Source organism: Herbaspirillum lusitanum, from assembly GCF_026127345.1.
Classification (GTDB): Bacteria; Pseudomonadota; Gammaproteobacteria; order Burkholderiales; family Burkholderiaceae_D; genus Herbaspirillum; species Herbaspirillum lusitanum.
Map to the genome: position 1 here is coordinate 365,820 of NZ_QXFG01000012.1, position 26,456 is coordinate 392,275.

Sequence of the window (26,456 nt, forward strand, 5' to 3'; positions counted from 1 at the left end):
TGGCGTCAAGAAATAGAAAAGCCGCCTGACGGCGGCTTCCTGTTTTGGTGCGGTTTCACTGTATCAGGCTGTAAACACTGTTAACAAGCCGTTTTCAGCCCATGTCAGCAAGTTGCACGCCTGAGCATGCCGGCGCGCATCTTGTCATAGCACCAATTGAACACCAGCGTGTAAGGAAGAAAAAACAACACCAGGCCGATGTCGAGTACGAAGGCCTCGATCAGTCCGATATTGAGCCACCAGGCGGCCAGCGGCACCACGGCCAGGATCAGGCCGGCTTCGAACACGACGGCGTGGACGATGCGCACCGCGAAGCTGCGCTCGGCGGCGGGCGCCTTCCAGCGGCGTTCGAGGCGGTCGAACACGGTGTTGAAGATGACGTTCCAGGTCATCGCCACCAGTGAAATCATCAGCGTCAGCGCGCCGGCGTGCGCGAACGACACGCCCAGCAGCCACGACATCACCGGTGCGCACAACAGCAGCGCAACGATTTCAAACAGCACCGCGTGCAGGAAACGTTCATACAGGGATTTCTCTTGGTTCATGGATTCTCTCCTTGGGAATGCCTCGATTATCGACGGTTCCACTGATAGAATGAAGTTATTAACCATCGGAATATCCGATATATAAACGAGACCTGATGCATTCCCTCGACGCTCTGCTGATGTTCATCGAAGCCGCCAACCTCGGCTCGTTTTCGGCCGCTGCCCGCAAGCTGGGCAGGCAGCAATCCAGCGTCAGCGAAGCCATCGCCAATCTGGAAATCGATCTCGGCGTGACGCTGTTCGACCGCAGTACGCGCAAGCCGACGCTGACCGAACACGGCCACGCGCTGCTCACGCATGCGCGTCAGCTGCTCGACGCCAACGACAAGCTGAGCCGGGCAGCGCAACAACTGGCGGGTGGCCGCGAGGCCCAACTGAGTTTTGCGTTGTCCGACACCTATCAATCCGACGTGTTTGAAAAAAGCCTGGCGCAACTCGAGCAGCGCTTTCCCGACCTCAGCCTGGAGTGCCTGATCGCCGAAGATGAAGACGCCGTCGACCTGGTGCAATCGGGTCGCGTGCAGCTGGCACTGGTGGCGGCGCAACCGTCTTATCCGCCGGACATCGGCTTCGAGACCATCGCCGACCAGTCCGAGATCGGCCTGTATGTCAGCACCGCACATCCGCTGGCGCAGGCCGCGCACATCAGCGGCGACATGCTGCGCCAGGCGCGCGAGCTGCGCGTGAACACTTACACGCATCGCGACCAGGCGCGACGGCAGCAACCCGGATTGCACTGGTCGGCATCGAGTTACCTGATCTTGCTGGAGATGACTGAACTGGGATTCGGCTGGGCGGAATTGCCGCGCTGGGTGGTCAAGCGTTTCGGCGCGGCGGAACTGAAGGAGTTAAAGGTGCATGGCTGGCCGCGCAGCATCCGCGTGCATGTGATCTGGTCGCGCGAACGCGGACTGGGACAGGCCGGCGCATGGCTGTGCAATACCTTCCTGCAAACGCCGGCCTGAAAATTTCACCGCTTAAAACTGTTCCCAGTCGTCGTCCGACACGGCGGCCGGCAAGCGCTTAGGTGTCGCTGCAGGGGCGGAGACGGCTGTCTTCACTGCGCTTTTTACCAGCCCTGGCGCTGGCTTGTGCGGCGCGCTTTTCGTGGTTGCCGCAGTGGACACAATGACGACCGGCTTGACCTGAACCGCTGCCAGGTTCTTGCCTGTCGCATGCGCGCTGTCCAGCGTGAAGATGCCGACCACCTGCGTCAGCGTCGCCGCCTGGTCCTGCAGGGATTGCGCGGCCGCCGCAGCCTGCTCCACCAGCGCTGCGTTCTGCTGCGTGGTTTCATCCATCTGCGCGATTGCGCGATTGACCTGCTCGATGCCTTCGCTCTGCTCCTGGCTGGCCGAGCTGATTTCGCCGACGATGTCGGTCACGCGCTTGACGCTGGCGACCACTTCCGCCATCGTCGCGCCGGCCTGTTCCACCAGCTTGCTGCCGGAGTCGACCTTGTCGACCGAGTCGCTGATCAGTTCCTTGATTTCCTTCGCCGCCGAGGCCGAGCGCTGCGCCAGGCTGCGCACTTCCGACGCCACCACGGCAAAGCCGCGACCCTGTTCACCGGCGCGCGCCGCCTCCACTGCTGCGTTCAACGCCAGGATATTGGTCTGGAAAGCGATGCCGTCGATGACGCTGATGATGTCGACGATCTTCTTCGATGAAGCGTTGATGGCGCCCATGGTGTCGACCACTTGCCCGACCACGCTGCCGCCCTGCACCGCCACTTCGGAAGCGGATACGGCCAGCTGATTGGCCTGGCGCGCGTTGTCGGCGTTCTGCTTGACGGTCGAGGTCAGTTGTTCCATTGCGGAAGCGGTTTCTTCCAGCGATCCGGCCTGCTGTTCGGTGCGCGTGGACAGGTCCATGTTGCCGCTGGCGATCTCGGCCGAGGCAGTGCTGATGGTGTCGGTGCCGGTGCGCACCTGGCCGACGATGCGTTGCAGATTGTCGTTCATGGTCTTGAGCGCCAGCAGCAGCTTGCCGGTTTCATCCTTGCGGCTGGTGTCGATGCGCGAGCTCAGGTCGCCTGCCGCAACCGTCTCGGCAATGCCGAGCGCCTGCTTCAGGGGACGGATGATGCTCAGCGCCAGGCGCCAGGCGAATACCCAGCCGGCGACGAACAGCAGCGCGCCGAAGGCGATCAGCAGGTTGCGGCTTTGCTTGTATTGATCCTGGATGCTGGCGGCGATCTCATCGATGCCGGAGCGTTGCAGGTCGAGCAGTTGCTGCAGGGCGTCGAGGTAGCCCTTGGCAGCTACCGGAAAGTCCTTTGCCAGGATGCGTGCGGCTTCTTCCACGTTGCCGTCGGCCTTGGCTTTGGAGATGGCGTCACGCGCCACGATGTAGCTTTTGCGCACCGTCGCCAGTTGCGCGAACAGGGCCTTTTCCTTGTCGCTGCCGAGCAGGCCTTCAAGCGTCTTTTGCTGTTCGTTGGACAGCTTGGTGGCGGTGGCGGCGTCTTCGGCGAAGAACGCGCTCAGGCTGGGATCGGAACTCTTGGCGATTGCCGTGGTACGGCGCACGCTGGTGTGGATGGTGCGATACCAGTCCGACACCAGGCGTTCCTTGGCGAGCGGTTTTTCCATCATGGATTGCGTGGTCTCGGCCACTTCATGCAGGCGCCAGATGCTCAGCGCGATGACCGCGATGGCGGAAAACAGGATGATCGCAAAGCCAAGATTGAGACGTTTGCTGATATTCATATTGGCAAAGAAATTCATTTTTATCTTTCTGTGAATGTCGATCCCGGTCCCCTTCGTGGAAGCTCTTCGCGCGCAGCACGCAGCAAGCAGCCCGGAATGGCCAGTATTGTCTGCAATAAGGCGGCATCAGAGCTATTGGTATTTCTACCTAGGAAATCGCCGCATCGCCTTCTTACCATCGCAACATGTCCGCTTCATGAAATGCTGCGCGGACGGCATTGCGCCGCAATGTTGTCGATGATGCAAAACCAGGGGAAAATTTAAGCGCGAGGTTGGCAACTGAAATGACAACTGCCGCCGGCGATAGCGGAAGGGATTGCATCCTCTGCCGTGCAAATGAAAAGGCCCGCCGCAATGCACATGCGGCAGGCCTTTTCTACGGACCGGAAATGGGACGGATCAGTGTTGCGGCCGCAACGTCAGGCGCGCTTCCAGTCCGCCGCCGGTGCGGTTATGCAATGACAGCTTCGCATCCATCGCCAGCGTCAGCTGGCGGGCGATCGCCAGTCCGAGCCCGGTGCCGCCGGTGTTGCGATTGCGTGAAGTCTCCAAGCGCACGAAGGGTTCGAACACTGCGTCGAGCGACTCGGCCGGGATGCCGGGACCGCGGTCGAGCACGGCAATGCTCACCACTCCATCGGCTTGCGCGCTGACTTCCAGCTCCGCCGCGCCGCCGAACTTGAGCGCGTTGTCGACCAGGTTGCCGAGGATGCGCTTGAGGGCCTGCGGACGCGTCACCAGCGCCGCGCCGACGGCGCCGTGCAGCGACACTTCATTACCGGCGTCGACGTAGTCGCACACCAGGCTGTCGAGGAGCGCGTCGGGATCGATGCGGATCGGCGCTTCCGCTGCGCCATGCAAGGTGCGCGCATAGGCCACGCCTTCCTTGACCAGCGTCTCCATCTCCTGCAGATCCTGTTGCAGCTTGGCGTGTTGCGGTCCTTCATCCATCACGTCGACGCGCAAGCGCATGCGCGTGATCGGCGTCTGCAAGTCGTGTGAAATCGCCGCCAGGATTTGCATGCGCTCGGTCATGTAGGTAGCGATGCGGTCCTGCATGGCGTTGAAGGCCTTGGCTGCGCGGGCAACTTCAGAGGGGCCGTCTTCCGGCAAACGCGCCGCCTTGAGATCGGGGCCGAGCGTGTCCGCTGCAGCCGCCAGCGCATGCAGCGGCCGCGTCGCCAGCCGCACCGCCAGCCAGCAGCACGCCGCCAGCACGATCAGCTGCAAGGCCAGCACCAGCGGCAGCCACGGCGACATCGGTACACCGGACATGGGGCGCAAGTCGATGGTCAGCGGCGTGCCGTCAGTCAACTTCAGATGCACTTGCATGCGCTCCTTGTCGCCGGGCACGGCGTTGACGGTCAGTGCGTATTCGGTGCCGATGCCGTCGGCGATCGACTTCGCCACCATCTTCGACAGGCGCGCATCGGGAGGCGTGCCGGTGATGCCGGGACCGAGAATGAATTCATAACTGCGGCGCGCCAGGCGCGGCAACCATTGCGCGCGCTCGGCCGGCGGCAGGTGATCGAGCAGCGCGACGGAGCTGGCCGCTTCGCGTTCGATGTAGCCCATCATGACGTTGGTGGTGGCCTGGTCGCGCTCGGTCAGCGTCAGCCAGAACGACAGCGTCTGCGCCAGCACCAGGCCGATGCAAAGGATCAGCGCCAGCCGGGCGAACAGCGTGCGCGGCCAGCTCAGTACGGAAAATGTCATTGCTCGCCTTCGATCAGTGTGACGGCCGCGGAGAAGACATAGCCTTCATTGCGCAGCGTCTTGATGTAGCGCGGCTCGCGCGCGCCGTCCAGCAGGCGCTGGCGCAGGCGGCTCACCAGCAGGTCGATGGAACGGTCGAAAGGATCCGATGCGCGTCCCTGCGTCAGGTTGAGCAGCTGGTCGCGCGTGAGCACGCGTTGCGGATGGTCGAGGAACACGCGAAGCAGGCGGTATTCGGCGCCGCTCAGCGCCACCATGGTGCCGTCCCGGTCCAGCAGGTGACGCGCCGTGGTGTCCAGCCGCCAGTCGCCGAAGCCGAGCATCTGGACCGCTTCCGTGACCTGCATGTTGGGCGGCAGCATGCGCGCGCGACGCAGCACCGAACGGATCCGCGCCATCAGTTCGCGCACTGCGAACGGCTTGGTGAGGTAGTCGTCGGCGCCCATTTCGAGGCCGACGATGCGGTCGGTTTCTTCGCTGCGCGCGGTCAGCATCAGCACCGGCACGGCCTTGAATTTTCCGACGCGCAATTCGCGGCACAGCACCAGGCCGTCTTCGCCGGGCAGCATCAGGTCGAGCACGATCAGGTCCGGCGCGCCCTGCTCCAGCACCGCGCGCATCTGGCGCCCGTTGGCGGCCAGCGACACGCGCATGCCGTTTTTCTCAAGGTAGGCGGCCAGCAGTTCGCGGATGCCGCGGTCGTCGTCGACGATCAGGATGTGGTCTTGGTTTTCCATGCGGCGATCATACCTTAGCGCGTTTTCGCCGGCTCACCCGGCCTGTACCGGCCACGTTGAGCAGCGAGCAATACACGGGCTTGGCCAGCTCGGCTGCAAACCCGCCGGCCAGGAACGCGAAGATCGCCAGAAAGCGCCTCAGAGTCTTCACGCATCCTCCAGCACGGACAAACTGGCGCCATCGGCCACACCGGCTTCCAGTGCATACGGATCGACGCCTTCGAGGCAGCCGATATTGGCGCGCCAGAGATTGGGCGCCTTGCGGGTCTGGTGGAATGGATAGATGCCGCAGTGCTTGCAGAAATAGTGCTTTGCGGTCCGGGTGTTGAACTGGTACAGCGTCAGCGATTCTTCGCCGCTGACGATCCTGACGTCGGCGACGTCGATCATCGGCGTCATCAATGCGCCCTTGCGGCGGCACAGGCTGCAGTTGCAGCGCCCGGCCGGCGTCAGCGCGGTGCGAACTTCAAAATGGACGGCGCCGCAGTGGCAGGAGCCTTTGTAGAGTCCGGCGGTCATGTTTTTCTCCTTCAGGTGGTTGGCAATGATTGCATTTATAAACCAATGCGAAAACAAATCCCGGGATGATTTGTGTCCCAATGTATCCGGCGCAACTACCTACACAAAACATTGCACCCGTGTGCTGTTGCAGACACAAGCCAGATACGTGCGGGCGTTCCAATACGGTCATCGCAACCCACATTGGAAATCGCCATGCACAGCTTCCTCGAAACGCCCTTTGCCCTGCTGGCCGGCCTGCTGACCATCGCTTCCCCGTGCGTGCTGCCGGTGCTGCCGATCTTGCTGGGCAGCGCGGTCACGGAGCCGGGCAAGTCACCCAACCGCACCCGCCCGCTGTTCATCATCGCCGGCTTCATCCTGAGCTTCTCGGCCTTCGCCATGCTGCTGGGCGCGGTGTCGGGCACCGTGCACGTGGCGCAGGAAGCCTTGCGCAATATCGCTATCGCGCTGCTGGCGCTGTCCGGCCTGCTGCGCCTGTGGCCGCGCCCGTATGAATGGCTGGTGGCGCATTTGCAGGCGCCGCTGCAACGCATGCATGCCGCACGCGGCGTACCCAAGGTGCATGCCGGCAATACCGGCGGTTTCGTCCTCGGCATGTCGCTGGGCGCGGTCTGGACGCCTTGCGCCGGTCCCGTTCTGGCTTCGATCCTGGTGCTGGTGGTGAAGGCGCAAGACCTCGGCTGGTCGGCCCTGCTGTTGCTGATGTACGCCATCGGCGCCGCGATTCCGATGCTGGCGATTCTTTACGGCGGCCAGTACATCAGTCGTCATGTACGCATGGTGTCGCGCCATACCCAGCGCCTGCAACAGCTGTTCGGCGTACTGGTGATGCTGACCGCGCTGGCGATCTACCTGCAATACGACGTGCTGATCAGCGCCTCCTTGTCCTCCCTGTTTTCTTCTTCCAATTGAAAGGATTCACCATGCTTTCCCGACTCAAGACTTTTGCCGCCCTGACTGTACTCGCCGCCGCCACTTCCACCGCTTCGGCCGGCGCGCTCGGCAAGAGCGTCGCCGCGCCTGAATTCAGCGGCGTCGACAAATGGCTCAACAGCGAACCGCTGACCATGCAACAACTGCGCGGCAAGGTGGTGCTGGTCGACTTCTGGACCTACACCTGCATCAACTGCATCAATACCCTGCCCTACGTCAAATCCTGGCACCAGAAGTACAAGGACCAGGGCCTGGTGGTGGTCGGCGTACACACGCCGGAGTATCCGTTCGAACGCAGCACCGACAACGTCAAGACCGCCATCAAGCGCTTCGGCATCACTTACCCGGTCGCGCAGGACAACCGCTACGCCACCTGGAGCGCCTACAACAACCAGTACTGGCCAGCCTTCTACCTGATCGACAAGAAGGGCCAGGTGGTCTACACGCATTTCGGCGAAGGCCAGTATGCGCAGACCGAAGCCGCCATCAAGAACCTGCTGGCGCAGCCGCAGTAACACCCCACACCACGCAGCAATAACCAAACAAGGAGAAAACAATGTCCGACCAGATCGATCAACGCCGCCGCCGTTTCTTCGGCGCCGCCGCAGCCACCGTCGCTACCGCTCAACTGGGCTTCAGCGCACTCGCCAATGCGCAGACAATTGCCGCCGGAGCTGCATCTTCGTCAGCAGCGGCAGCCGGTTTCACCTCGATCAGGCAGATCGACGCCGGCGTGCTTGACATCGGTTACGCCGAACTCGGCCCGGCCAATGGCAAGCCGGTCATCCTGCTGCATGGCTGGCCGTATGACATCCACAGCTTCGTCGACGTCGCGCCGCTGCTGGCCGCCGCCGGCCATCGCGTGATCGTGCCGCACTTGCGCGGTCACGGCAGCACCCGCTTCCTGTCAGCCGACGCGCAGCGCAATGCGCAGCAATCCGCGGTGGCGCAGGACATCATCGCGCTGATGGATGCGCTGCGCATTCCGTCGGCGGTCATCGCCGGTTTCGACTGGGGTGCACGCACCGCCTGCATCATGGCCGCGCTGTGGCCGGAACGTTGCGAGGCGCTGGTGTCCGTGAGCGGCTACCTGATGACCAACCTGGCGGCCGCCAAGAAGCCGCTGCCGCCCAAGGCCGAGTTCGACTGGTGGTATCAGTTCTACCTCACCACCGAGCGCGGCGTGACCGGTTACACGCAATACCGCCGCGAGTTCGCCGAACTGATCTGGAAGACGGCCTCGCCGAAATGGAATTTCGACGCCGCCACTTTCAACCGCAGCGCCGCATCGTTCGACAATCCGGACTACGTCGCCATCGTCGTTCACAACTACCGCTGGCGCCTCGGCCTGGCCGACGGCGAACGCAAGTACGACGCGCTGGAACGCCGTCTTGCCGACCTGCCGGTGATCGGCATCCCGACCATCACGATGGAAGGCGACGCCAACGGCGCACCATTCCTGCCGCCGGCCTTGTACCGCAACAAGTTTGCAGGCAAGTATGAGCACCGCAACCTCAGCGGCGGCATCGGCCATAACCTGCCGCAAGAGGCGCCGCAGGAATTCGCCAATGCCGTGCTGGCGGTGACGAAGCTGTAAGCTTTTTTGGGGCAAAAAAAACGCCATCCGCGCAAACGGATGGCGTTTTCGTCGTTGCGCACTGGACCTATTCTTTCAGGTCCGGCAGGAACACCGTCAGCACACCGGCCAGCGGCAGCAGCGAACACAGCAGATAAACATTGGCGATGCCATACAGGTCGGCCAGATGCCCGAGCAGTGCCGCGCCGATGCCGCCGAAGCCGAACATCAGGCCGAAGAACACGCCCGAAATCAGCCCCACCTTGCCCGGCACCAGCTCCTGCGCATACACCACGATGGCCGAGAACGCCGAGGCCAGGATGAAGCCGACGAACACGCACAGCACGCCGGTCCAGAACAGGTTGGCGTGCGGCAGCAGCAAGGCGAACGGGGCCGCCCCGAGGATGGAAAACCAGATCACGCGCTTGCGTCCGATCTTGTCGCCGATCGGTCCGCCGAAGAAGGTGCCGGCCGCCACCGCGCCGAGGAACAGGAACAGCAGGATCTGCGAGTCGCCGACGGTCAGATGGAATCGGTCGATCAGGTAGAAGGTAAAGTAACTGGTGAAACCAGCCATGTAAAAGTATTTGGAAAACACCAGCAAGGCCAGCACCAGCAAGGCCCTTTTGACGGTGCCGGGAGAGAGGTGATGATGCACCGTCGCACGCGCCTTTTTTGCACCGGCGGCCAGATGATGGCGATACCAATTGCTCACGCGCGACAGCACCACGATTGCCACCACCGCGAAGATGCAGAACCACGCGATATTGGGTTGACCGAACGGCACCACGATCGCCGCCGCGAATAAAGGACCCAGGGCCGATCCGGCATTGCCGCCGACCTGGAAAGTCGACTGCGCAAAACCGAAGCGGCCACCCGAAGCCATGCGCGCGATGCGCGAAGCTTCCGGATGGAAGGTCGACGAACCGACGCCGATCAGCCCCGCCGCCAGCAGGAACCAGCCGAAGCTGCCGGCCATCGACAGCAGGACGATGCCCAGCAGCGTGAACAGCGCGCCGCACGGCAGCAGCAAAGGCTTGGGATGCTTGTCGGTATACATCCCGATCCAGGGCTGTATCAGCGAGGCCGTGACCTGGAAGGTCAGGGTGATCAGGCCGACCTGGGTGAAGCTCAGTCCATAGTTTTGCTTGAGCATCGGATAGATGGACGGCAACAGCGCCTGGATCAGGTCGTTGATCAGGTGGGCGAAGCCGACGGCGAGCACGATGCGCAGCACCAATGGTGAACTGCCTGGTTGTGTGGCCGCCGGTGCGCTTGCAGCGGGCGCATCGGACAACACGGCGGGAGAGGAGGTCTGGATGGTCATGGCGATAAAAAATGAAATGGCAGGAATGATGGAACGATAGGCAAATGGTATATTGACACTTAAAAATCAGAATGACATTTTCCATCGATTAAGTGACACTCCATTTTTCATCGTGATCAACATCGTCCACTCCAGCCTCGAAGCCGCCCAGCTGCAACACTTGCCGCATGCGGTAGTCGCCTTCAGCCGCGACTTCGATTACGACCAATTGCTCGCCACGCACTCGCATCCGCGCGGCCAGTTGCTGTACGCGGCCGAAGGCGTCATGCAGGTGCGCACCGCGCACGGCCTCTGGGTCATCCCGCCGCAGCGTGCGCTGTGGGTGCCGTGCAGCCTGGCGCATGAAATCCGCATGCTCAGCGCGGTGCGCCTGCGCACGCTCTACATCCGCCCGCACGAATCTGAACTGATCGGCGCCGAGTGCCGCCTGCTGGAAGTCACCCCACTGCTGCGCGAACTGATCCTGGCGCTGCTGAAGGAAGAATCGGATTCCGAATCCGGCTACGACCTGCGCGGCCGCGGCGGCCACCTGGCGCAACTGATCCTGTCGGAAATCGACGGCGCCGCCGCCATCCCGGTGGTGATCCCGTGGCCGGCCGACCGGCGCGTGGTGGCCGTGTGCGAAGCCATCCTCGCCGATCCCGGCAACGCCAACTCGCTGGAGCACTGGGCCGGGTTCGCCGGCGCCAGTCCGCGCACGCTGATTCGCTTGTTCCCGAAAGAAACCGGCTTGCATTTTCGCCATTGGGTGCAGCAGGTCCACATCACCGACGCGCTGCTGCGGCTGTCGCAAGGCGAAGCGGTCGAGCGCATCGCCGAGCGGCTCGGTTACAAAAGCGCCAGCGCCTTCACCAGCATGTTCCGCAGCGTGCTCGGCAAGACCCCGAGCCAGTACGGCGGCCTGGCTCGCCGGCATATCGCCGCTGACAGCATGTTGCAACGCGCCAAAAAAATCGAATGAGAATGCCCGGCAAGCCCGCCCTCGCAATCGGTTATCACGCGATGAATTAGTTTCATTGGACAGTGCACGGGGCCGGGCGTAGTGTCGCCTTCCAACCGGTAGCTCGTATTGAAAGAGAACCGGCGACAAAACAAGAACCATAAAAGCCGGCGGACGTACTCAGGGCAGCAGCTTCGGGACGTCACGCTTCAGGCGAGACAACACAGGATTTTTCACGCGCGAAAGACTTCCCCGCCGGCGACGCATTGCGTCAGTCGCGAAGGCTCCCTTGCGCCCGCAGTTTCCTGTGACCGCATTTCCGGATTGACTTCGTTTTTTCAGCAGAGCGGTAGTAAAACAAACAACAATTCTTACATCAGGAGATTGCATGCACACCTTCAAAGCCAGCATCAAATACGCCGCCGCGGCCGTCCTCGGCCTGCTCTTCCTGACCCAGTCGGCCAGCGCCGACACGCTCAATGACATCCGCCAGCGCAAGAAGATCGTCATCGCCATCGATCTCGGCTCGCCGCCGTTCGGCATGACCGACGACAAGCTTCAACCTTACGGCTCCGACGTCAGCGCCGCCAAGATGCTGGCCAAGGACCTCGGCGTCGAGATGGAAATCATCCAGGTCACCGGCCCCAACCGCGTGCCTTTCCTGCTGACCAACAAGGCCGATATCGTGATCGCGTCGTTCAGCATCACGCCGGAGCGCGCCAAGGTGATCAACTTCAGCGTACCCTACAGCGCGTCGGAATCGGTAGTCGGCGCAGAAAAGACCATGCAGATCAAGAGCCTGGCCGACCTGGCCGGCAAACGCGTCGGCGTGGTGCGCGGCAACCTGCAGGACACGCTGCTGACGCCGCTCGTCCCCAAGGGTACGACGCTGGTGCGCTACGACGATGACTCCACCAACGCGGCGGCGCTGCTGTCGGGCCAGGTCGACGCCATCGGCACCGCCAAGGAACTGGTGACCACCACGGCACGCAAGAACCCGGGCCGTAACATCGAAACCAAGTTCTCGGTCAAGGTCGTGCCGCACGGCATTGGCGTGCGCAAGGAAGACACCGCGCTGCTGGCCTGGATCAACAACTGGGTGGTCGCCAACATGAAGAACGGCAACCTGGCGAAGTCGTATGAAGCGGCGGCCGGCGCACCGCTGCCCGACCTGTCGCAATACATGCCGAAGTGATTCAATAAGCCTTGATTCAACAAACTCGTTCGGCGTCGGCGCAGCTGTCGCAGAAACAGTCGCGCCGGCTTTTTTCACTTTTCACGAAAGCATTTCACCAGTCATGAAAAATATCGGATTCATAGGCGTCGGCATGATGGGCCAGGGCATGGCGCACAACCTCGTCATCAAGGGTTTCAACGTCACCGTGATGGGCAACCGCAATCGCAAGCCGGTGGAAGAACTGGTCGCCGAAGGCGCACGCGAAGCCTCCAGCCTGCAAGACCTGGTGACCAACGTCGACGCCATCATCCTTTGCGTCACCGGTTCGCCGCAGGTCGAGGACCTGATCTTCCGCGCCGGCGGCATCCTGGAAAACTGCCGCAGCGGCCAGATCCTGATCGACTGCTCCACCAGCGAGCCGATGTCGAGCGCGCGCATCGCCGGGCAACTGGCGACCAAGGGCGTCAGCTTCGTCGATGCGCCGCTGGCGCGCACGCCGGTCGAAGCCATGCAGGGCCGCCTCAACACCATGGTCGGCGCCGATGACGCCACCTTCGCCAAGGTCAAGCCCATCCTCGAAGCCTTCTGCGAAAACATCTTCCACATCGGCGGCACCACCAGCGCGCAAAAGCTCAAGCTGCTCAACAACTTCGTCGCGATCGGCACTGCCACGCTGGCGACCGAAGCGCTGGCGATGTGCGACGCCGTCGGCGTAGATCAGCGCAAGTTCTTCGACGTGATCAGCAAGGGCGGCGCCAACAGCGGCATCTTCCAGATGATCGCCGGCGGCATCCTCGAAGGCCGTTCGGACGGCATGAAGTTCAGCATCGCCAACGCCGGCAAGGACCTGAGCTACTACAACAACATGACGGCGGCTTTCGCCAATCCGTCCATGATCGGCCCGCATGTTGCGGCGACCTTGCAGCAGAGCGCGAAGGAAGGCTACGGTGAGCAGATGCTGGGGGCGATGGTGCAGGCGCACAAGGACAGGCTGGCGAAGAAGTAGTCTGCCGGGCCGCCGGCATGTGTACGTTCCGGCAGATGAACGCAATATGACCGGGCCCGGCGCCCTTGCCTACTGCGACTGCAATTTGCTCAAGGCTTCTGCAGCGTCGGGATAACCCTGCAACTGCGCCTGCTTGTAGTAGCGTATTGCTTCATTTCTGTCGGCAGACAAACCGATGCCGCCCTCTGCATACCAATATCCCAGTTGATAGCTGGTTTGCGCATCGCCCGCCGCGGCCTGCTTTTTCTTCTGGCGCAGCGCCATCCGATAGTAGGTCAAGGCGCGCTCAGGATTGACCGCATTGCCGTAAGTTCCGAAAGTGTAGGTTGCCGCCGCATCGGTGAGCGCATCAAAATCCTCGCCGGCTTCCGCTTTCCGGAGCTGGATTCTGGTCGCGGCCGTAGCCAGTTTTTCTTCCGTCGCCAGGGCGGCGTCTTGTTCTGCTTCGGGCAAGGCTGCCCAATACATGAGCGATGCCCGCTTGTTGCCGGCCTCCGCCGCTTTGGCATAGTAGGTGACGGCCAAGCGAGGATTTTTCTGAAATCCGTCGCTGCCTTTTTCCATGAATCTGCCTATTTTTTCCAGCGCGCGCGGCTCACCCAGCGCGGCGCTCTTTTGATAGAGCTCGACAGCCAGCGCCATGTTCTTGGGAGCCAGATAGCCTCTCTCGGACTGCAGGGCATATTCGTACATGCCTTCGGCGTTGCCGGCATCGGCGGCTTTCTTGTACCAATCGGAAGATTTCTTGAGATCGACGGGGCCGGCCAGCCCGTTACGGCAAAACGCGCCGAGGCGGGCCATGGCGGCGCCGTCACCACTTGCGGCCGCATTCTCCAGAACCGGTATTTCACTGCGCCGTCTGGCCTCCATCGCGATTTCGCTGGCCTCAACGGCCTTGTCTGCACGCGCAATGGCTTCGGGCCGGAACTGCGGACGCTTGTTGAAAACGACTTCCACACGTTTCGCCACGCCGGAGCCCAGCGTGAAACTTTGCTCAAAGACCTGATCGTAATAGTCGTCGCGTTTCTTGGTTGCCCGGATCTGGATCAGACCCGGCCTGACCTCCATGTCGATCGGGCATTCTCCTTTCAGGACGCCGTTGACGCTGACCTGGGCATCGGCATACTTCCCCTCGCAAAGAACGCGCATGACTGACATTTCAACCGGCGCCTGCTTTGCGCCGCCTGATTTCGCTTTGGCTGCGGCTGCGGTTTCGGCGGCGCCGGCCATGCCGGATGCAAACAGAAGCGCCATCAACAGAGGGGCGCGGCTCGACATTTTTTTCATTTTATTTTCCAGTCGCTATTTCGGAACACAGGTAAACGTACCGTCGGGGCGATCCTGGATTTCATCCTTGCCGAATGAAATCCCGCCCTCGCATGCAGCGTAGTGATAGTCGCCCACACCGTATGCATATTGCTTGTCGCCCGGCATGACATTGACGGAATGCGTATAAAAACTGTTGCCCGCCGGACCATCGCCGCATTGTTTCTTGCTGTATTTCAGACTGCCGCACCACACGACAAAGATCTGGATGCTGCAGGTGTTGGTGAAAATCAGGCCTTCCTTGTCCCGGTTGACGGAGACACAACGCATCGCTTCGCGACCGGTATTGATCGAGTCCGATTTCTTTGGAGGTATTGCTGCAGCCGGTGCGGTGACGCGCACCGGCTGGCTTTCAGGCGGCGTCTTCGCTGCTGCGGTTTGCGCGCGCTGAGCTTGCTGCTGCGCCTGCGCCAGCTGAATGCGCTGAGCATCCGCCTGAACTTGAGCCTGGCGTTGCTGCTGCTGGCGTTGCGACTCGAGCTGGGCGCGCTCCTGCGTCAACCGTCGTTGTTCGTTCGCGACGTTCTTTGCAGCGTCCGCCTGCTGCTGCTCGAATTGCTTGCTGCGCGCCTGGTCTGCCGCCCTGGAATTTGCCTGCGCACGCAGGGTTTGCGAATACGCGTTTCCTGCCGCAGCGATACGGTTGTTGAGATTGTCGCGCTCGTCGGCGTCCGCCTGCGCCTGCCGTTCGGCGTCGCGCGCGCGTTGCTCGGCCTGGCGCAAGCGGGCTTCCTGCTGTTCCAGTTCCAGCTGCCGCTGCGCCGCCACGCGCTGCTCTTCTTTTTCGCGCGCCCGTTCAGCCAGGAGCTCGTCTTCCGCGCGTTTGAGGGCGCTTTTCGATTTGCCGTCGACGGCCAGTTTTCTGGCATTTTTCATTTGCGTCTCTGCGCAGGTGTAGTCGCGTGCGCGGGTGCATTGAGACGCCTTGGACAGCGCCGCGTCGAAGTCGCCCTTGTCCGCGCGGTCCAATTGCTCGCTCATGCGCAGCAGATCCTGCGTTGCGGCATGTACCGGCGCCGCCAGTCCTGCGCATAACAACGCCAGCACGAGCGAGGTTTGTGCCGCCCCTACGGCCAGATTCTTTTTACTCAAGACGATCCCCTGTTTCCCTATTTCTTATTTCTTTATTGAATCGTTTTCAAACAGGCCTTCCAGACGGGTACCTTCTGGGGCAATGACTACGCCGCGGCCCTGCTTCTGATTGTTGGCGAAATCGCCGGCGTAGCGGTAACCGTCCTTGGTCAATAAATCGCCCTTGCCCTCGCGCTTGCCGTCGACCCGGTCGCCCTCATAACGGTCCCCGGTATTCCAGATGTAGGTACCTTTGCCGTTGCGCAAGCCTTTTACGAATTCGCCTTCAAACGTCCCGTTGTCAAGCAACTGCTTGCTGTGTCACTGCCGCACACCATCGGCAAAGTCGCCGGTGTATTGCTCGCCGCCCTTGAAATACAGGATCCCTTGCCCGTCCGGCCATCCTGCCGCCAGCATGCCGACATAGCGGGCAGTGACGACGCCGTTGACTTCGTACTTCAACCGCCGCTTCCTGAGGCGATGCCGTCCCGGCAAGAGCCGCTCCAGGACACGGTCCGGTCCGGCTCAGGCTTGAACAAATAACAAGACTGCGCGTCCACCTGTTCCTGGGCGGAACCGACCGGCTTGCTCATGCGCAACTTGTGCGCACCTTCGGTCAACATGATGTCGACCGGGCATTCGCCCTGAATTTGCCGTCGATCGTGACTTCGGCGTCCTTGTCGCCATCGTCGCAGACGACGCGCAACATCGCACTGGGCGCAGCCGCGTGCGCCGCCGCGGATGTCAGCAATACGATGGCGGCACAGGACAGTGCTGTCAATCTCATGGAATTCCCCTGATCCGGATTTGTTTTTTATTATGGGGACTGTAGCAAGATAGTAGTGGAAAGTATAGTTGACAGCCGCCGCCGGGGATCACTGCGGCCTTTGCAGAAAAAGTCTGCATCGCGGCAAGCTCTTGTGTTTCTGCGGGTTCAAAGGAGCAGGCGTTCAAAACGCCGGGACAAGGCCGTCAACGCCCTTTTTGAGAGTCGCTTGTGGTTTATCCCGGCGAAACAAATACGTGCGCACCGAACTGGTCATCGCTTTGATGGGCATCATGCCCGGCAGCATAGCCTTCACCCTGATGGATGAATCCGTCGGCGAGCCGGAACTGCGCAAGCTGAGTTATACCGGAAGGACCGTCAAACCAGAGCCGAGGCAAGCGCCCCTGCAAACTGCCCAACCAGCGCCACAGGCGATGCAGCAGCCAATGGTACAACCGGTGACACAATCGGTACCACAACCGGTTCTGCAACCTGCACCGACTCGGTTACTTGTTGAATTTATCCTGAGGTCGCCATCAATCGGGCGACCTTCAACTCTGTCTTCCGCACCATCGGTGACAGCAACTCAGCTGAACGCAGTTGAACTCAGTTGCGCTCCACCGGCACAAATTCCTCGATCAGCACATTCGCCGGGAAACCCACCGTAAAGGTGCTGCCCTTGTCCGGCACCGATTCCACGCCAAGGGTGGCGCGATGGCGCAGCAAGACATGGCGCACGATGGCCAGGCCCAGGCCGGTGCCTTGCGTCTCGCGCGAGCGGCTCTTGTCGACGCGGTAGAAGCGCTCGGTCAGGCGCGAGATGTGTTCCTGGCTGATGCCGATGCCGTTGTCCCTGACGACGAATTGCGCGCCGCCGCCCGCCTTGCGCTCCCAGTACAACTTGATGATGCCGTCTTGCGGCGTATAGCGCACCGCATTCGAAACCAGGTTGCTGAAGGCGCTGCGCAGTTCGTCGACGTTGCCCTGCAGATCGGGGCCGTCGGCTTCCAGCGTGATCTGGTGCTTGCCTGACGACAGCGCCTTGGCTTCTTCCAGAATGCCTTCCAGCAGCGGACGCACGTGCACGCGTTCCGAACGCAATGGATAGTCGACCGACTCCAGCCGCGTCAGCGTCAGCATGTCGCCGATCAGGTTCTGCATGCGCTGCCCCTGCTCGGTCATGAGCTTGAGATGCGCGGTGCGCACGTCGGTGTCGAGGTTCGGTTGCGCCAGCGCGATTTCGAGGAAGCCGTTGATCACCGTCAGCGGCGTGCGCAATTCATGCGAGGCGTTGGCGATGAAGTCGCGGCGCATCATGTCGATGCGCTCCGATTCGGTGGCGTCGTGGGTGACCAGGATCTGGCGGCGGTTTTCGAATGGGATGATCTGCACGATCAGCTTACGCTCCTGCACGCTCAGGGTCAGCGGCTGCTCATAGCGGCCGAGAATGATGTAATCGATGAAGGCAGGATTGCGGATCAGGTTGGTGACGCGCATGCCCTTGTCGCGCTCGAGCTGCAAACCCAGGTGTTGCTGCGCCGCCGGATTGCACCATTCGAGGAACAGCACGTCGTCCATGATCACCACGCCATCCGGCAGCAGGCTCATGGCCTGGCGGAAACGCGCCAGCCATTCGGCCAGTTCGATCTGGTTTTTTTCGTCGTCGCGACGCATGCGGTACAGGCGCGCAAAAATATCGGTCCAGGCGCCCCAGCCGTCCGGCAGCTTGGCGTGGCTGGGATTGTCGAGCCAGCTGCCGAGGCGGAACAGGTAATGCAATTGGGTAAACGCCAGCGCGCCCATGCCGGCCAGGGCGACGATCAGCCCGGCGGTGGCGCCGAAGAAAAACCAGACGACGCAGACGCCAATCAGGCAGATCAGGAAGCGCAAGGCCGCCGGAACCCAGAACAGCAGTTGTGGACTCATGTGATGCTCGTTAGTTTCAGGACTGGAACAGTCGTCCAGTATAGAGGTCTTTCGGAATTCCAGGCGCCTCGCGCGTCTCCCGGGCTTCGTTGCTTTTGTTATTTTGCCGACAGCATGTAGCCGACGCTGCGCACCGTCTTGATCAGGTGCTCGGCGTCGCGCAACGCTTTCCGCAGGCGCAGGACGTGGACGTCGACGGTGCGTTCTTCGATGACGACATGGTCGCCCCAGACGCGGTCCAGCAACTGGCTGCGTGAAAACACGCGGTCAGGATGCGCCATGAAGAACTTCAGCAACTTGTATTCGGCGTGGCCGATGTCGATCTTGTCGCCGCTGAGCGCCACCGAGCAGCTGGCCGGATCGAGCGTGACCGGACCGACCGTCATTTCTTCCTGGGCGAACTCCGGGCTCTTGCGGCGCAGCAGCGCCTTGATGCGCGCCGTCAGTTCGCGCGGCGAAAACGGCTTGGTGATGTAGTCGTCGGCGCCGTTGTCGAGGCCGGCGATCTTGTCCTCTTCCATGCTTTTGGCGGTCAGCATGATCACCGACAGCTGTTGCAGCTGGCGGTCGCCGCGGATGCGCGACAACAGGTGCAGGCCGCTGCGGTCAGGCAGCATCCAGTCCAGCAGCACCAGTTGCGGCGCGCGGCGCTGGACGAATTCCCACGCTGCGGCCGTATTGGACACCACGAAACTCGACCATCCTGCCTCCTTGAGCGTGAAGGCAATCAGCTCGGCAATCGAAGGCTCGTCTTCAACGATCAGGATGGTAGTCATGGAGTTGCGCTATCTGAATGGTTCAAGGAAAACGCCGGTTCAATCTTCTTCGGTCACGGAAATCTGCGCCGAACCGAAATCGGTATGACGAATATCCTTGCCGCCGACAACGTAGATCACGTATTCGCCGATGTTCTTGGCGTGGTCGCCGATGCGCTCGATGGCCTTGGCCACCCACAGCGTGTCGATCGAGGCCGAGATGGTGCGCGGATCTTCCATCATGAAGGTCGCCAGGCTGCGCGTGATCGAACGGAAGCCGTGGTCGATGCTGGCATCCTGGGCGATCAGTGCGGTCGCCTGTTCGGTATCGAGACGTGCAAAGGAATCGAGTGCGCTGCGCAGCATTTCCGACGCTTCTTCGGCGATGACGCGCACGGTTTCATAATGATTGATCGGGCCGACGCCGCGCTTGTGCAGGTGGATCGCATTGCGGGCGATCTTGGTGGCTTCGTCGCCGACGCGTTCCAGGTCGGTGATGATCTTGATGGTCGCCATCACGGTGCGCAGGTCGTTGGCGGTCGGCTGGCGACGCACGATCAGGTGGCTGCAGGCATCGTCGAGTTCGACTTCCAGGCGATTGACTGACTCGTCGTCCTTCATCACGCGTGCGGCCAGCTCAAGATTGCCGTTACGGAAAGCCGAAATCGCATCCTGGAACTGACGCTCCACCATGCCGCCCATGGCCAGCACTTTGGAACGAATAGTTTCCAGATCGGCATCGTATTGCTTGGAAGAGTGATCGCCTGTCATGTGACGTCCTTAAAAAATTTTTTAAATTAGATAACTTCAAAGGGTGCGGCAGAAGCGTAGCGAGCAGCGCCGAGGTCTGAGTGAGAAGCGCAGCCGTACAGGAGTACGGCGAGCATCGCCACTCGGAGATCGGTGCGCGCAGTAGCTTATGCGGTGCCCCTTAACCAAAACGGCCTGTTATGTAGTCTTGGGTTTCCTTGCGTGCCGGATTCATGAAAATCTGGTCGGTCTCGCCAAACTCCATCAACTCGCCCAGGTACATGTAGGCGGTGTAATCCGAGCAGCGCGCCGCTTGCTGCATGTTGTGCGTGACGATGGCGATGGTGTAGTCCTTCTTCAGCTCGCCGATCAGTTCTTCCACCTTGGCGGTCGAGATCGGATCCAGCGCCGAAGTCGGTTCGTCCAGCAGCAACACTTCCGGCTTGACCGCGACGCCGCGGGCGATGCACAGGCGTTGTTGCTGACCACCCGACAGGGACAGGCCGCTCTTGTTCAGCTTGTCCTTGACTTCACCCCACAGCGCCGCCTTGTTCAGGGCCCATTCGACGCGCTCGTCCATTTCGCCCTTGGGCAGGTTTTCGTACAGGCGGATGCCGAAGGCGATGTTGTCGTAGACCGACATCGGGAATGGCGTCGGCTTCTGGAACACCATGCCGACCTTGGCGCGCAACATGTTCAGATCCTGGCCGGATTCAAGGATGTTGTTGCCGGCGTACATGATCTTGCCTTCGGCGCGTTGACCCGGGTACAGGTCGTACATGCGGTTGAAGGTGCGCAGCAGGGTCGACTTGCCGCAGCCCGACGGGCCGATGAAGGCGGTGACCTTGCCTTCGAAGATATTGAGATTGATGTTCTTGAGGCCCTGGAAACCGCCGTAGTAGAAATTCAGCTGCGAAATTTCAATGGTCGATTTCTTGTCTGCTGTTGCGGATGTTTGCGTAGTCATAGTATTCACTTGTCGATTCGCTTATCGGTTGTCCGGTATCAATTAACCAGGGACGCGTTGGCTGAACATGGTGCGGGACAGAATATTCAGTGCGAGCACGCTGACGGTGATCAGCAAGGCGCCACCCCATGCAAGTGCTACCCAGTTGTCGTAAGGACTCATGGCGAACTGGTTGATCACCACCGGCAGGTTGGCGATCGGCCTGTTCATGTTGGTACTGAAGAACTGGTTGTTGAGCGCGGTGAACAGCAACGGCGCCGTTTCACCCGAGATACGCGCCACCGCCAGCAGCACGCCGGTCACCACGCCGGCCTTGACGGCGCGCAGGCGCACCATCATTGCCACTTTCCAGCGCGGTGCGCCGAGCGAGAAGGCTGCTTCGCGCAGGCTGCTCGGCACCAGTTTCAACATGTTGTCGGTCGTACGCACTATCACCGGGATCGCAATCAGCGAGATCGCGAAGGTGCCGGCCCAGCCGGAGAAGTGGCCGACGTTGGCGACATAGATCGCGTAGACGAACAAACCGATGACAATCGACGGCGCCGACAGCATGATGTCGGTCACGAAACGCGTGGTCTGCGCAAGCTTGCTCTCTTCGCCGTATTCGGCCAGATAGATGCCCGCCAGGATGCCGATCGGTGTGCTGATCAAGGTACCGAGGCCGACCATCATCAGGCTGCCGATGATAGGGTTGAGCAGACCGCCGCCGTCGCCGCCCGGCGATGGCGTGTTTTGCGTGAGCATGCCGATGTTGAGTGCGCCGAAGCCCTTGATCAGCAGCGTCAGCAGGATCCAGGCCAGCACGATCAGGCCGGCGGCCATCGCCAGGAACGAGAACAGCATGCCGATGCGATGTTGCAGCAGGCGGCGGCGATAGACCGGATTCAAGGGCGAGTTCAGCGGAATGGCAGTCTCGTTTTTGTTCGAGCCGGCTTGCGGAGTGACTTGTTGGTTCATTATTTGGCGCCTTCCTTGCGTGTCATACCCATCAACATCACCTTCGCCACGGCCAGCACGATGAAAGTGATCACGAACAGGATCAGACCGAGTGCGAACAGCGACGATACGTGCAGCGTCGACGATGCTTCAGCGATTTCATTGGCGAGCGTGGAGGCGATGCTGTTGCCGGCGGCGAACAGCGACCACGAGAGGCGGTGCGAATTGCCGATCACGAAGGTGACCGCCATGGTTTCGCCAAGCGCCCGACCGAGACCCAGCATGACGCCGCCGACCACACCGGTCTTGGTGTAAGGCAGCACCACCTTGCGCACTACTTCCCAGCGCGTACAGCCGAGGCCGTAAGCGGATTCCTTGAGCACGGCAGGCACCACCTCGAACACGTCGCGCATCACCGAAGCGATGAACGGAATGATCATGACCGACAGGATCAGGCCGGCGGTCAGGATGCCGATGCCCATGGTCGGGCCCTGGAACAAGGTGCCGATCACCGGCAGTTGGCCGATGGTGGCTTTCAGGGCCGGCTGGACGTATTCGGCGAACAGCGGCGCGAACACGAACAAGCCCCACATGCCGTAGATGATGCTGGGCACGCCGGCCAGCAGCTCGACTGCCGTGCCGAGCGGACGACGCAGGCGGCTCGGGCAGATTTCAGTAAGAAACAGCGCGATACCGAAGCTGACCGGAAAGGCGATCAGCAATGCAATCAGCGACGTCGTCAGCGTGCCGACGATGGCGATCGCGGCGCCGTATTGGTCATTGACCGGGTCCCACTCGACGCGTGTGATGAAGCCGGGGCCGAACTCATGGAAAGCCGGCCAGGCGCCGATGAAGAGGGAAACGATAATCCCGCCGAGCATCACCAGTACCGACAAGGCGAAGATCAGCGTGACTTTATGAAAGAGGAAATCTTGAATGCGCTGCTTGCGCATGGTCGCCAACAACGCGGCGTGCGCGTGCTGAGCTTGTTGCATGGCGCTATCTGCGGGAGGCTTACCTAAATCGGTGTTCGACATGGTCGTGGCAGAGATGTTTGAGCTCATTATTTTCACCATTTGGTGCGGATTGCGGCGATGGTGAACGCCGCCGCAATCCGCTATACATCATTCAATGCACTACCGAAAAACAAGTTCTGACTGACTGGATCTTGCGATCTCTGATTACCAGATTGCCTTGCCGGCGCTGTCCTTGACATTGACTTTCCAGGAATCTTCAACCAGCTTGATGACTGCGGCCGGCAGCGGCACATAGTCCAGATCGGCTGCAGCTGTGCCGCCGTTCTTGTAAGCCCAGTCGAAGAACTTCAGGACTTCCTTGCCCTTGGCGCCGTCGGCAGCTTGTGCCTTGTGCAACAGGATGAAAGTCGCGCTGCTGATAGGCCAGCTGTTCTTGCCGGCGGCATCGGTGAAGTCAACTGCGAAACCTGGAGTCTTGGCCCAGTCGGCAGCAGCAGTCGCTGCCTTGAATGTTGCGTCGTCAGGCGACACGAAGGCGCCGTCCTTGTTCTTCAGCTGGGTGTAGTTCAGCTTGTTCTTCTTCACGTAAGCGTATTCGACGTAGCCGATTGCGCCCTTGACCTTTTGCACGTTGGCGGCGACGCCTTCGTTACCCTTGCCGCCCACGCCGACCGGCCACTTGACTGCAGTGCCTGCGCCGATCTTCGACTTGAAGTCTGCGTTGGCCTTCGACAGGTAGCTGGTGAACACGAACGAGGTGCCCGAACCGTCGGAACGGTAGACCACGGTGATGTCTTCCGCCGGCAGCTTGACGCCTGCGTTCAGGGCGGCGATTTCAGGAGCGTTCCACTTGGTGATCTTGCCCGAGTAGATATCGCCCAGCACTTGACCGGACAGCTTGACCTGGCCTGGAGTCGTGCCGTCGAGGTTGATGACCGGCACGACGCCGCCGACCACTGCCGGGAATTGCGTCAGGCCGTCAGCCTCGAGCTCGGCTTGCGACAGCGGGGCATCGGATGCGCCGAAGTCAACGGTCTTGGCCTTGATTTGCTTGATGCCGCCGCCGGAACCGATGGATTGGTAGTTCAGGCTGTTGCCGGTAGCCGCCTTGTACGATTCCGCCCATTTGGCGTAGATCGGATACGGGAACGATGCGCCTGCGCCGGTGATTTCTGCTGCGTGCACTGCCGCGGAAAACGCGACCGTACCGCATACTGCTACCGCAACAGATTTAAGAATGTGATTGAACCCCATGTCTTGCTCCTTTGTTTGACGAGATAGTTTGTCGAAGAACCCATTCATGCAGTGCCGCCTTACCTGTACCGTCCGACGGCATTCATGAAGAAACTTGCGGAACTGATGGAATGCGTTCCTGGGACGGGGTGAACTTTAACCAGCAAATGTGACGAGTTTATGACCCGCCCTTGTCATGAAAGGAAAAGAAGGCGTTGCTTGATCGACAACAAGGAAGACACCGCGCAAGCGGGGTTAGAATCAGGACTTACGAGACAATTTCCTGGTGGAAATGCAGATGCGGACGGACACGGCATTTGTGACAAAGCCCCCGGGGCTTGTCATTAACTTGTCATACAGCCACCCTACACTGCGAAAAATTGCTATGGACACCAATGGGATCGGCGCATGACCAGAAAAGAAAAACCGGATGATAACGCACACACGGAAATCAATCCGACCGCCATTTACCTCAACCGCGAACTGTCCCAACTGGCGTTCAACCGCCGGGTGCTGGCACAAGCCGAGAACAAGCAGATTCCCTTGCTCGAGCGTCTGCGCTATCTGTGCATCTGCAGCAGCAACCTCGACGAATTCTTTGAAGTGCGCATCGCCAGCCTGCTGGCTAATCGTATTGAAGGCGAACACATCGATCCGCCCGAACTGAGCGCGGCGCTGGAACGCACCAGTATCGAATGCCACCAGATCGTGGCGCGCCAGTATGAGTTGCTGAACAAGGACATCCTGCCGCAGCTGGCCAACAAGGGCGTCCGCCTGTTGCGCCACGAGGACCGCAACGACGCCCAGCGCGCCTGGGTCAGGCAGTACTTCGAACATAACGTGCGGCCGCTGCTGACGCCGATCGGCCTCGATCCGGCCCATCCGTTCCCGCAGGTGTTGAACAAGAGTCTGAACTTCATCATCGAACTGTCCGGCAAGGATGCCTTCGGCCGCGGCACGGCGATCGCCATCGTCAAGGCGCCGCGCGTTCTGCCGCGCGTGATCCGCCTTCCTGACGAGCTGTCGGACAAGAAAGGCGTGTCGTTCTGCCTGTTGTCCTCGGTGATCCATGCGCATATCGGCGAATTGTTTACCGGCCGCGAGATTACCGCCTATTCGCAGTTCCGCGTCACGCGCAACAGCGACCTGTGGGTCGACGAGGAAGAAGTCAAGAACCTGCGGCAGGCTTTGCAGACCGAATTGCAGAGCCGCCAGTTCGGCGTCGGCGTGCGTCTCGAGGTCGCCAGCAATTGCCCGGAACACCTCGCGCAATTCCTGCTCGAGCAGTTCTCGATCGAGCGCAATCGCCTGTATGCCGTCAAGGGGCCGGTGAACCTGGTGCGCCTGTCGGAACTGGTCGACCTGGTGTCGGAGCCGGCGCTGCGCTTCCCGCCGTTTGCGCAGACGCTGCCGCCGCATTTGCAGAATGAAAATATTTTCGCCGTGCTGAAGAAGCGCGACGTGTTGCTGCATCATCCGTTCCAGTCGTTCCAGCCGGTGGTGGATTTCATCCGCACGGCGGCACAAGACCCCAACGTGATGGCGATCAAGCAAACGATTTACCGCACCGGCATGAATTCCGACCTGATGGAGGCGCTGATCCATGCCGCCCAGCGCGGCAAGGAAGTCACCGTCATCGTGGAGCTGATGGCGCGCTTCGACGAAGAAGCCAACATCAACTGGGCGGTCAAGCTGGAACAAGCGGGCGCGCAAGTCGTCTACGGCGTGGTCGGCCTCAAGACCCACGCCAAGATTGCGCTGGTGATCCGCCGTGAAGACAACGCCCTGCACTTCTACGCCCACCTCGGCACCGGCAACTATCACCCGACCACGACCAAGTTCTATACCGACTTCGGCCTGCTGACCTCGCACCGCGAACTGACCGCCGAGGTCAACGAAGTGTTCATCCACCTGACCACGCTGACCAAGCCGCGCACCCTCAATCATTTGTGGCTGGCGCCGTTTTCGCTGCAAAAGGAAATCATCCGCGCCATCCGCAACGAAGCGCAGATCGCGCGCGAAGGGCGGCCGGCGCGCATCATCGCCAAGATGAACGCGTTGCTGGACGAATCGGTGATCCGCGCGCTGTACGCGGCCTCGGCCGACGGCGTCAAGATCGACCTGATCGTGCGCGGCGCCTGTGCACTACGCCCGGGCATGGCCGGCCTGTCGGAGAACATCCGCGTACGCTCGGTGATCGGGCGCTACCTGGAACACTCGCGCATCTATTATTTCCGCAATGATCTGGCGCACGATGTCTATCTCTCGAGCGCCGACTGGATGAACCGCAACCTGTTCCGCCGCATCGAAGTCGCCTTCCCGATACTGGACAAGGCGCTCAAGAAACGCGTCATCACCGAAGGCCTCGATCCCTACCTGAAGGACAACACCAACGCCTGGCACCTGAACTGCGACGGCGTATATGTGCAGAAAAAAGCCCGCACGCGCCAGGCTGCGTTCAGCGCCCAGGCCTACCTGATGCACACGCTCGGCATTGCCGCCCCGCTCGGCGAAGAATGACGCGGCCCAGCTTGTTTTGCAGCTTATCCACCGGAGGTG

The 26,456-nt window shown here is 61.1% G+C and carries 26 protein-coding genes; 8 read left to right on the forward strand and 18 right to left on the reverse strand.

The genetic code is table 11. The annotated features are described in order from the left end of the window. Positions 1-104: 104 nt before the first annotated feature. Positions 105-545 (reverse strand): multidrug/biocide efflux PACE transporter, encoded by a 441-nt coding sequence (locus DXT88_RS19225; protein WP_265215622.1) that lies wholly within the window; start codon positions 543-545, stop codon positions 105-107. 92 nt (positions 546-637) lie between these two features. On the opposite strand from DXT88_RS19225, the gene DXT88_RS19230 reads away from it, so the two are divergent. Next, the gene (locus DXT88_RS19230) at positions 638-1,510 is read left to right on the forward strand and encodes a LysR family transcriptional regulator (protein ID WP_029363853.1); all 873 of its coding nucleotides are present in this window, start codon (positions 638-640) and stop codon (positions 1,508-1,510) included. 12 nt (positions 1,511-1,522) lie between these two features. On the opposite strand, the gene DXT88_RS19235 is transcribed toward DXT88_RS19230, so the two are convergent. From DXT88_RS19235 to DXT88_RS19250, 4 genes are all read right to left on the reverse strand, one after another. Beyond that, on the reverse strand, positions 1,523-3,274 hold the full coding sequence (locus DXT88_RS19235; RefSeq protein ID WP_265215623.1) for a methyl-accepting chemotaxis protein: 1,752 nt from the start codon (positions 3,272-3,274) through the stop codon (positions 1,523-1,525). Positions 3,275-3,655: 381 nt separating this feature from the next. Beyond that, complete coding sequence (locus DXT88_RS19240) at positions 3,656-4,972, reverse strand: ATP-binding protein (protein WP_265215624.1); 1,317 nt, start codon at positions 4,970-4,972, stop codon at positions 3,656-3,658. Continuing rightward, entirely contained in the window at positions 4,969-5,709 is a 741-nt protein-coding gene (locus DXT88_RS19245) for a response regulator (RefSeq protein WP_016835861.1), read from the reverse strand. The genes DXT88_RS19240 and DXT88_RS19245 overlap by 4 nt, the downstream gene beginning before the upstream one ends. Positions 5,710-5,856: 147 nt before the next feature. Then, positions 5,857-6,228: a GFA family protein gene (locus DXT88_RS19250; protein ID WP_016835863.1), complete on the reverse strand. Its 372-nt coding sequence runs from the start codon at positions 6,226-6,228 to the stop codon at positions 5,857-5,859. Between the two features lie 195 nt (positions 6,229-6,423). Between DXT88_RS19250 and DXT88_RS19255 the strand changes: the two genes are divergently transcribed. The 3 genes from DXT88_RS19255 to DXT88_RS19265 are packed head-to-tail and all read left to right on the forward strand — an operon-like array spanning position 6,424 to position 8,761. Next, the gene (locus DXT88_RS19255) at positions 6,424-7,143 is read left to right on the forward strand and encodes a cytochrome c biogenesis CcdA family protein (RefSeq protein WP_265215625.1); all 720 of its coding nucleotides are present in this window, start codon (positions 6,424-6,426) and stop codon (positions 7,141-7,143) included. An 11-nt stretch (positions 7,144-7,154) separates the two neighbouring features. Beyond that, the gene (locus DXT88_RS19260) at positions 7,155-7,679 is read left to right on the forward strand and encodes a thioredoxin family protein (protein WP_265215626.1); all 525 of its coding nucleotides are present in this window, start codon (positions 7,155-7,157) and stop codon (positions 7,677-7,679) included. Positions 7,680-7,720: 41 nt separating this feature from the next. Beyond that, entirely contained in the window at positions 7,721-8,761 is a 1,041-nt protein-coding gene (locus DXT88_RS19265) for an alpha/beta hydrolase (protein WP_265215627.1), read from the forward strand. 67 nt (positions 8,762-8,828) lie between these two features. Here the strand turns inward: DXT88_RS19265 and DXT88_RS19270 are convergent, their stop codons facing one another. Beyond that, a complete protein-coding gene (locus DXT88_RS19270) occupies positions 8,829-10,067 on the reverse strand; it encodes an MFS transporter (RefSeq protein ID WP_265215628.1) in 1,239 nt (412 codons plus the stop codon). 112 nt (positions 10,068-10,179) lie between these two features. Here DXT88_RS19270 and DXT88_RS19275 point away from each other — a divergent pair, with 112 nt between their 5' ends. From DXT88_RS19275 to DXT88_RS19285, 3 genes are all read left to right on the forward strand, one after another. After that, complete coding sequence (locus tag DXT88_RS19275) at positions 10,180-11,028, forward strand: AraC family transcriptional regulator (RefSeq protein WP_321161123.1); 849 nt, start codon at positions 10,180-10,182, stop codon at positions 11,026-11,028. 367 nt (positions 11,029-11,395) lie between these two features. Beyond that, complete coding sequence (locus tag DXT88_RS19280) at positions 11,396-12,202, forward strand: transporter substrate-binding domain-containing protein (RefSeq protein WP_265215629.1); 807 nt, start codon at positions 11,396-11,398, stop codon at positions 12,200-12,202. A 103-nt stretch (positions 12,203-12,305) separates the two neighbouring features. Continuing rightward, positions 12,306-13,190: an NAD(P)-dependent oxidoreductase gene (locus DXT88_RS19285; RefSeq protein WP_265215630.1), complete on the forward strand. Its 885-nt coding sequence runs from the start codon at positions 12,306-12,308 to the stop codon at positions 13,188-13,190. A gap of 69 nt (positions 13,191-13,259) precedes the next feature. On the opposite strand, the gene DXT88_RS19290 is transcribed toward DXT88_RS19285, so the two are convergent. The 12 genes from DXT88_RS19290 to pstS all read right to left on the reverse strand — a co-directional run bounded on the left by DXT88_RS19290 (position 13,260) and on the right by pstS (position 23,918). Beyond that, complete coding sequence (locus tag DXT88_RS19290) at positions 13,260-14,477, reverse strand: tetratricopeptide repeat protein (protein WP_265215631.1); 1,218 nt, start codon at positions 14,475-14,477, stop codon at positions 13,260-13,262. 15 nt (positions 14,478-14,492) lie between these two features. After that, the gene (locus tag DXT88_RS19295; RefSeq protein ID WP_265215632.1) at positions 14,493-15,608 is read right to left on the reverse strand and encodes a hypothetical protein; all 1,116 of its coding nucleotides are present in this window, start codon (positions 15,606-15,608) and stop codon (positions 14,493-14,495) included. Positions 15,609-15,632: 24 nt separating this feature from the next. Beyond that, positions 15,633-15,896 carry an MORN repeat-containing protein gene (locus tag DXT88_RS19300; RefSeq protein ID WP_407649375.1) on the reverse strand — a complete coding sequence of 88 codons (264 nt, stop codon included), beginning with the start codon at positions 15,894-15,896 and terminating at the stop codon, positions 15,633-15,635. Positions 15,897-15,908: 12 nt separating this feature from the next. Further along, on the reverse strand, positions 15,909-16,049 hold the full coding sequence (locus DXT88_RS19305) for a hypothetical protein (protein WP_265215634.1): 141 nt from the start codon (positions 16,047-16,049) through the stop codon (positions 15,909-15,911). A 154-nt stretch (positions 16,050-16,203) separates the two neighbouring features. Continuing rightward, complete coding sequence (locus tag DXT88_RS19310; RefSeq protein WP_265215635.1) at positions 16,204-16,374, reverse strand: hypothetical protein; 171 nt, start codon at positions 16,372-16,374, stop codon at positions 16,204-16,206. Positions 16,375-16,959: 585 nt separating this feature from the next. Then, the gene (phoR, locus tag DXT88_RS19315; protein ID WP_016835872.1) at positions 16,960-18,279 is read right to left on the reverse strand and encodes a phosphate regulon sensor histidine kinase PhoR; all 1,320 of its coding nucleotides are present in this window, start codon (positions 18,277-18,279) and stop codon (positions 16,960-16,962) included. 98 nt (positions 18,280-18,377) lie between these two features. Beyond that, entirely contained in the window at positions 18,378-19,055 is a 678-nt protein-coding gene (locus DXT88_RS19320; RefSeq protein ID WP_265215636.1) for a response regulator, read from the reverse strand. A 39-nt stretch (positions 19,056-19,094) separates the two neighbouring features. Then, positions 19,095-19,805 carry a phosphate signaling complex protein PhoU gene (gene phoU / locus DXT88_RS19325; RefSeq protein ID WP_016835874.1) on the reverse strand — a complete coding sequence of 237 codons (711 nt, stop codon included), beginning with the start codon at positions 19,803-19,805 and terminating at the stop codon, positions 19,095-19,097. Positions 19,806-19,965: 160 nt separating this feature from the next. Then, on the reverse strand, positions 19,966-20,751 hold the full coding sequence (gene pstB, locus DXT88_RS19330; RefSeq protein ID WP_016835875.1) for a phosphate ABC transporter ATP-binding protein PstB: 786 nt from the start codon (positions 20,749-20,751) through the stop codon (positions 19,966-19,968). Positions 20,752-20,793: 42 nt separating this feature from the next. Next, positions 20,794-21,708, reverse strand: coding sequence for a phosphate ABC transporter permease PstA (pstA, locus tag DXT88_RS19335; RefSeq protein ID WP_016835876.1), 915 nt, complete (start codon positions 21,706-21,708; stop codon positions 20,794-20,796). Further along, a complete protein-coding gene (pstC, locus tag DXT88_RS19340; protein WP_016835877.1) occupies positions 21,708-22,682 on the reverse strand; it encodes a phosphate ABC transporter permease subunit PstC in 975 nt (324 codons plus the stop codon). Before pstC ends, pstA begins: the two co-directional genes overlap by 1 nt. Positions 22,683-22,868: 186 nt before the next feature. Beyond that, a complete protein-coding gene (gene pstS / locus DXT88_RS19345; protein WP_265215637.1) occupies positions 22,869-23,918 on the reverse strand; it encodes a phosphate ABC transporter substrate-binding protein PstS in 1,050 nt (349 codons plus the stop codon). A 387-nt stretch (positions 23,919-24,305) separates the two neighbouring features. Between pstS and ppk1 the strand changes: the two genes are divergently transcribed. Continuing rightward, positions 24,306-26,417 carry a polyphosphate kinase 1 gene (gene ppk1 / locus DXT88_RS19350; RefSeq protein ID WP_265215638.1) on the forward strand — a complete coding sequence of 704 codons (2,112 nt, stop codon included), beginning with the start codon at positions 24,306-24,308 and terminating at the stop codon, positions 26,415-26,417. Positions 26,418-26,456 lie beyond the last annotated feature (39 nt).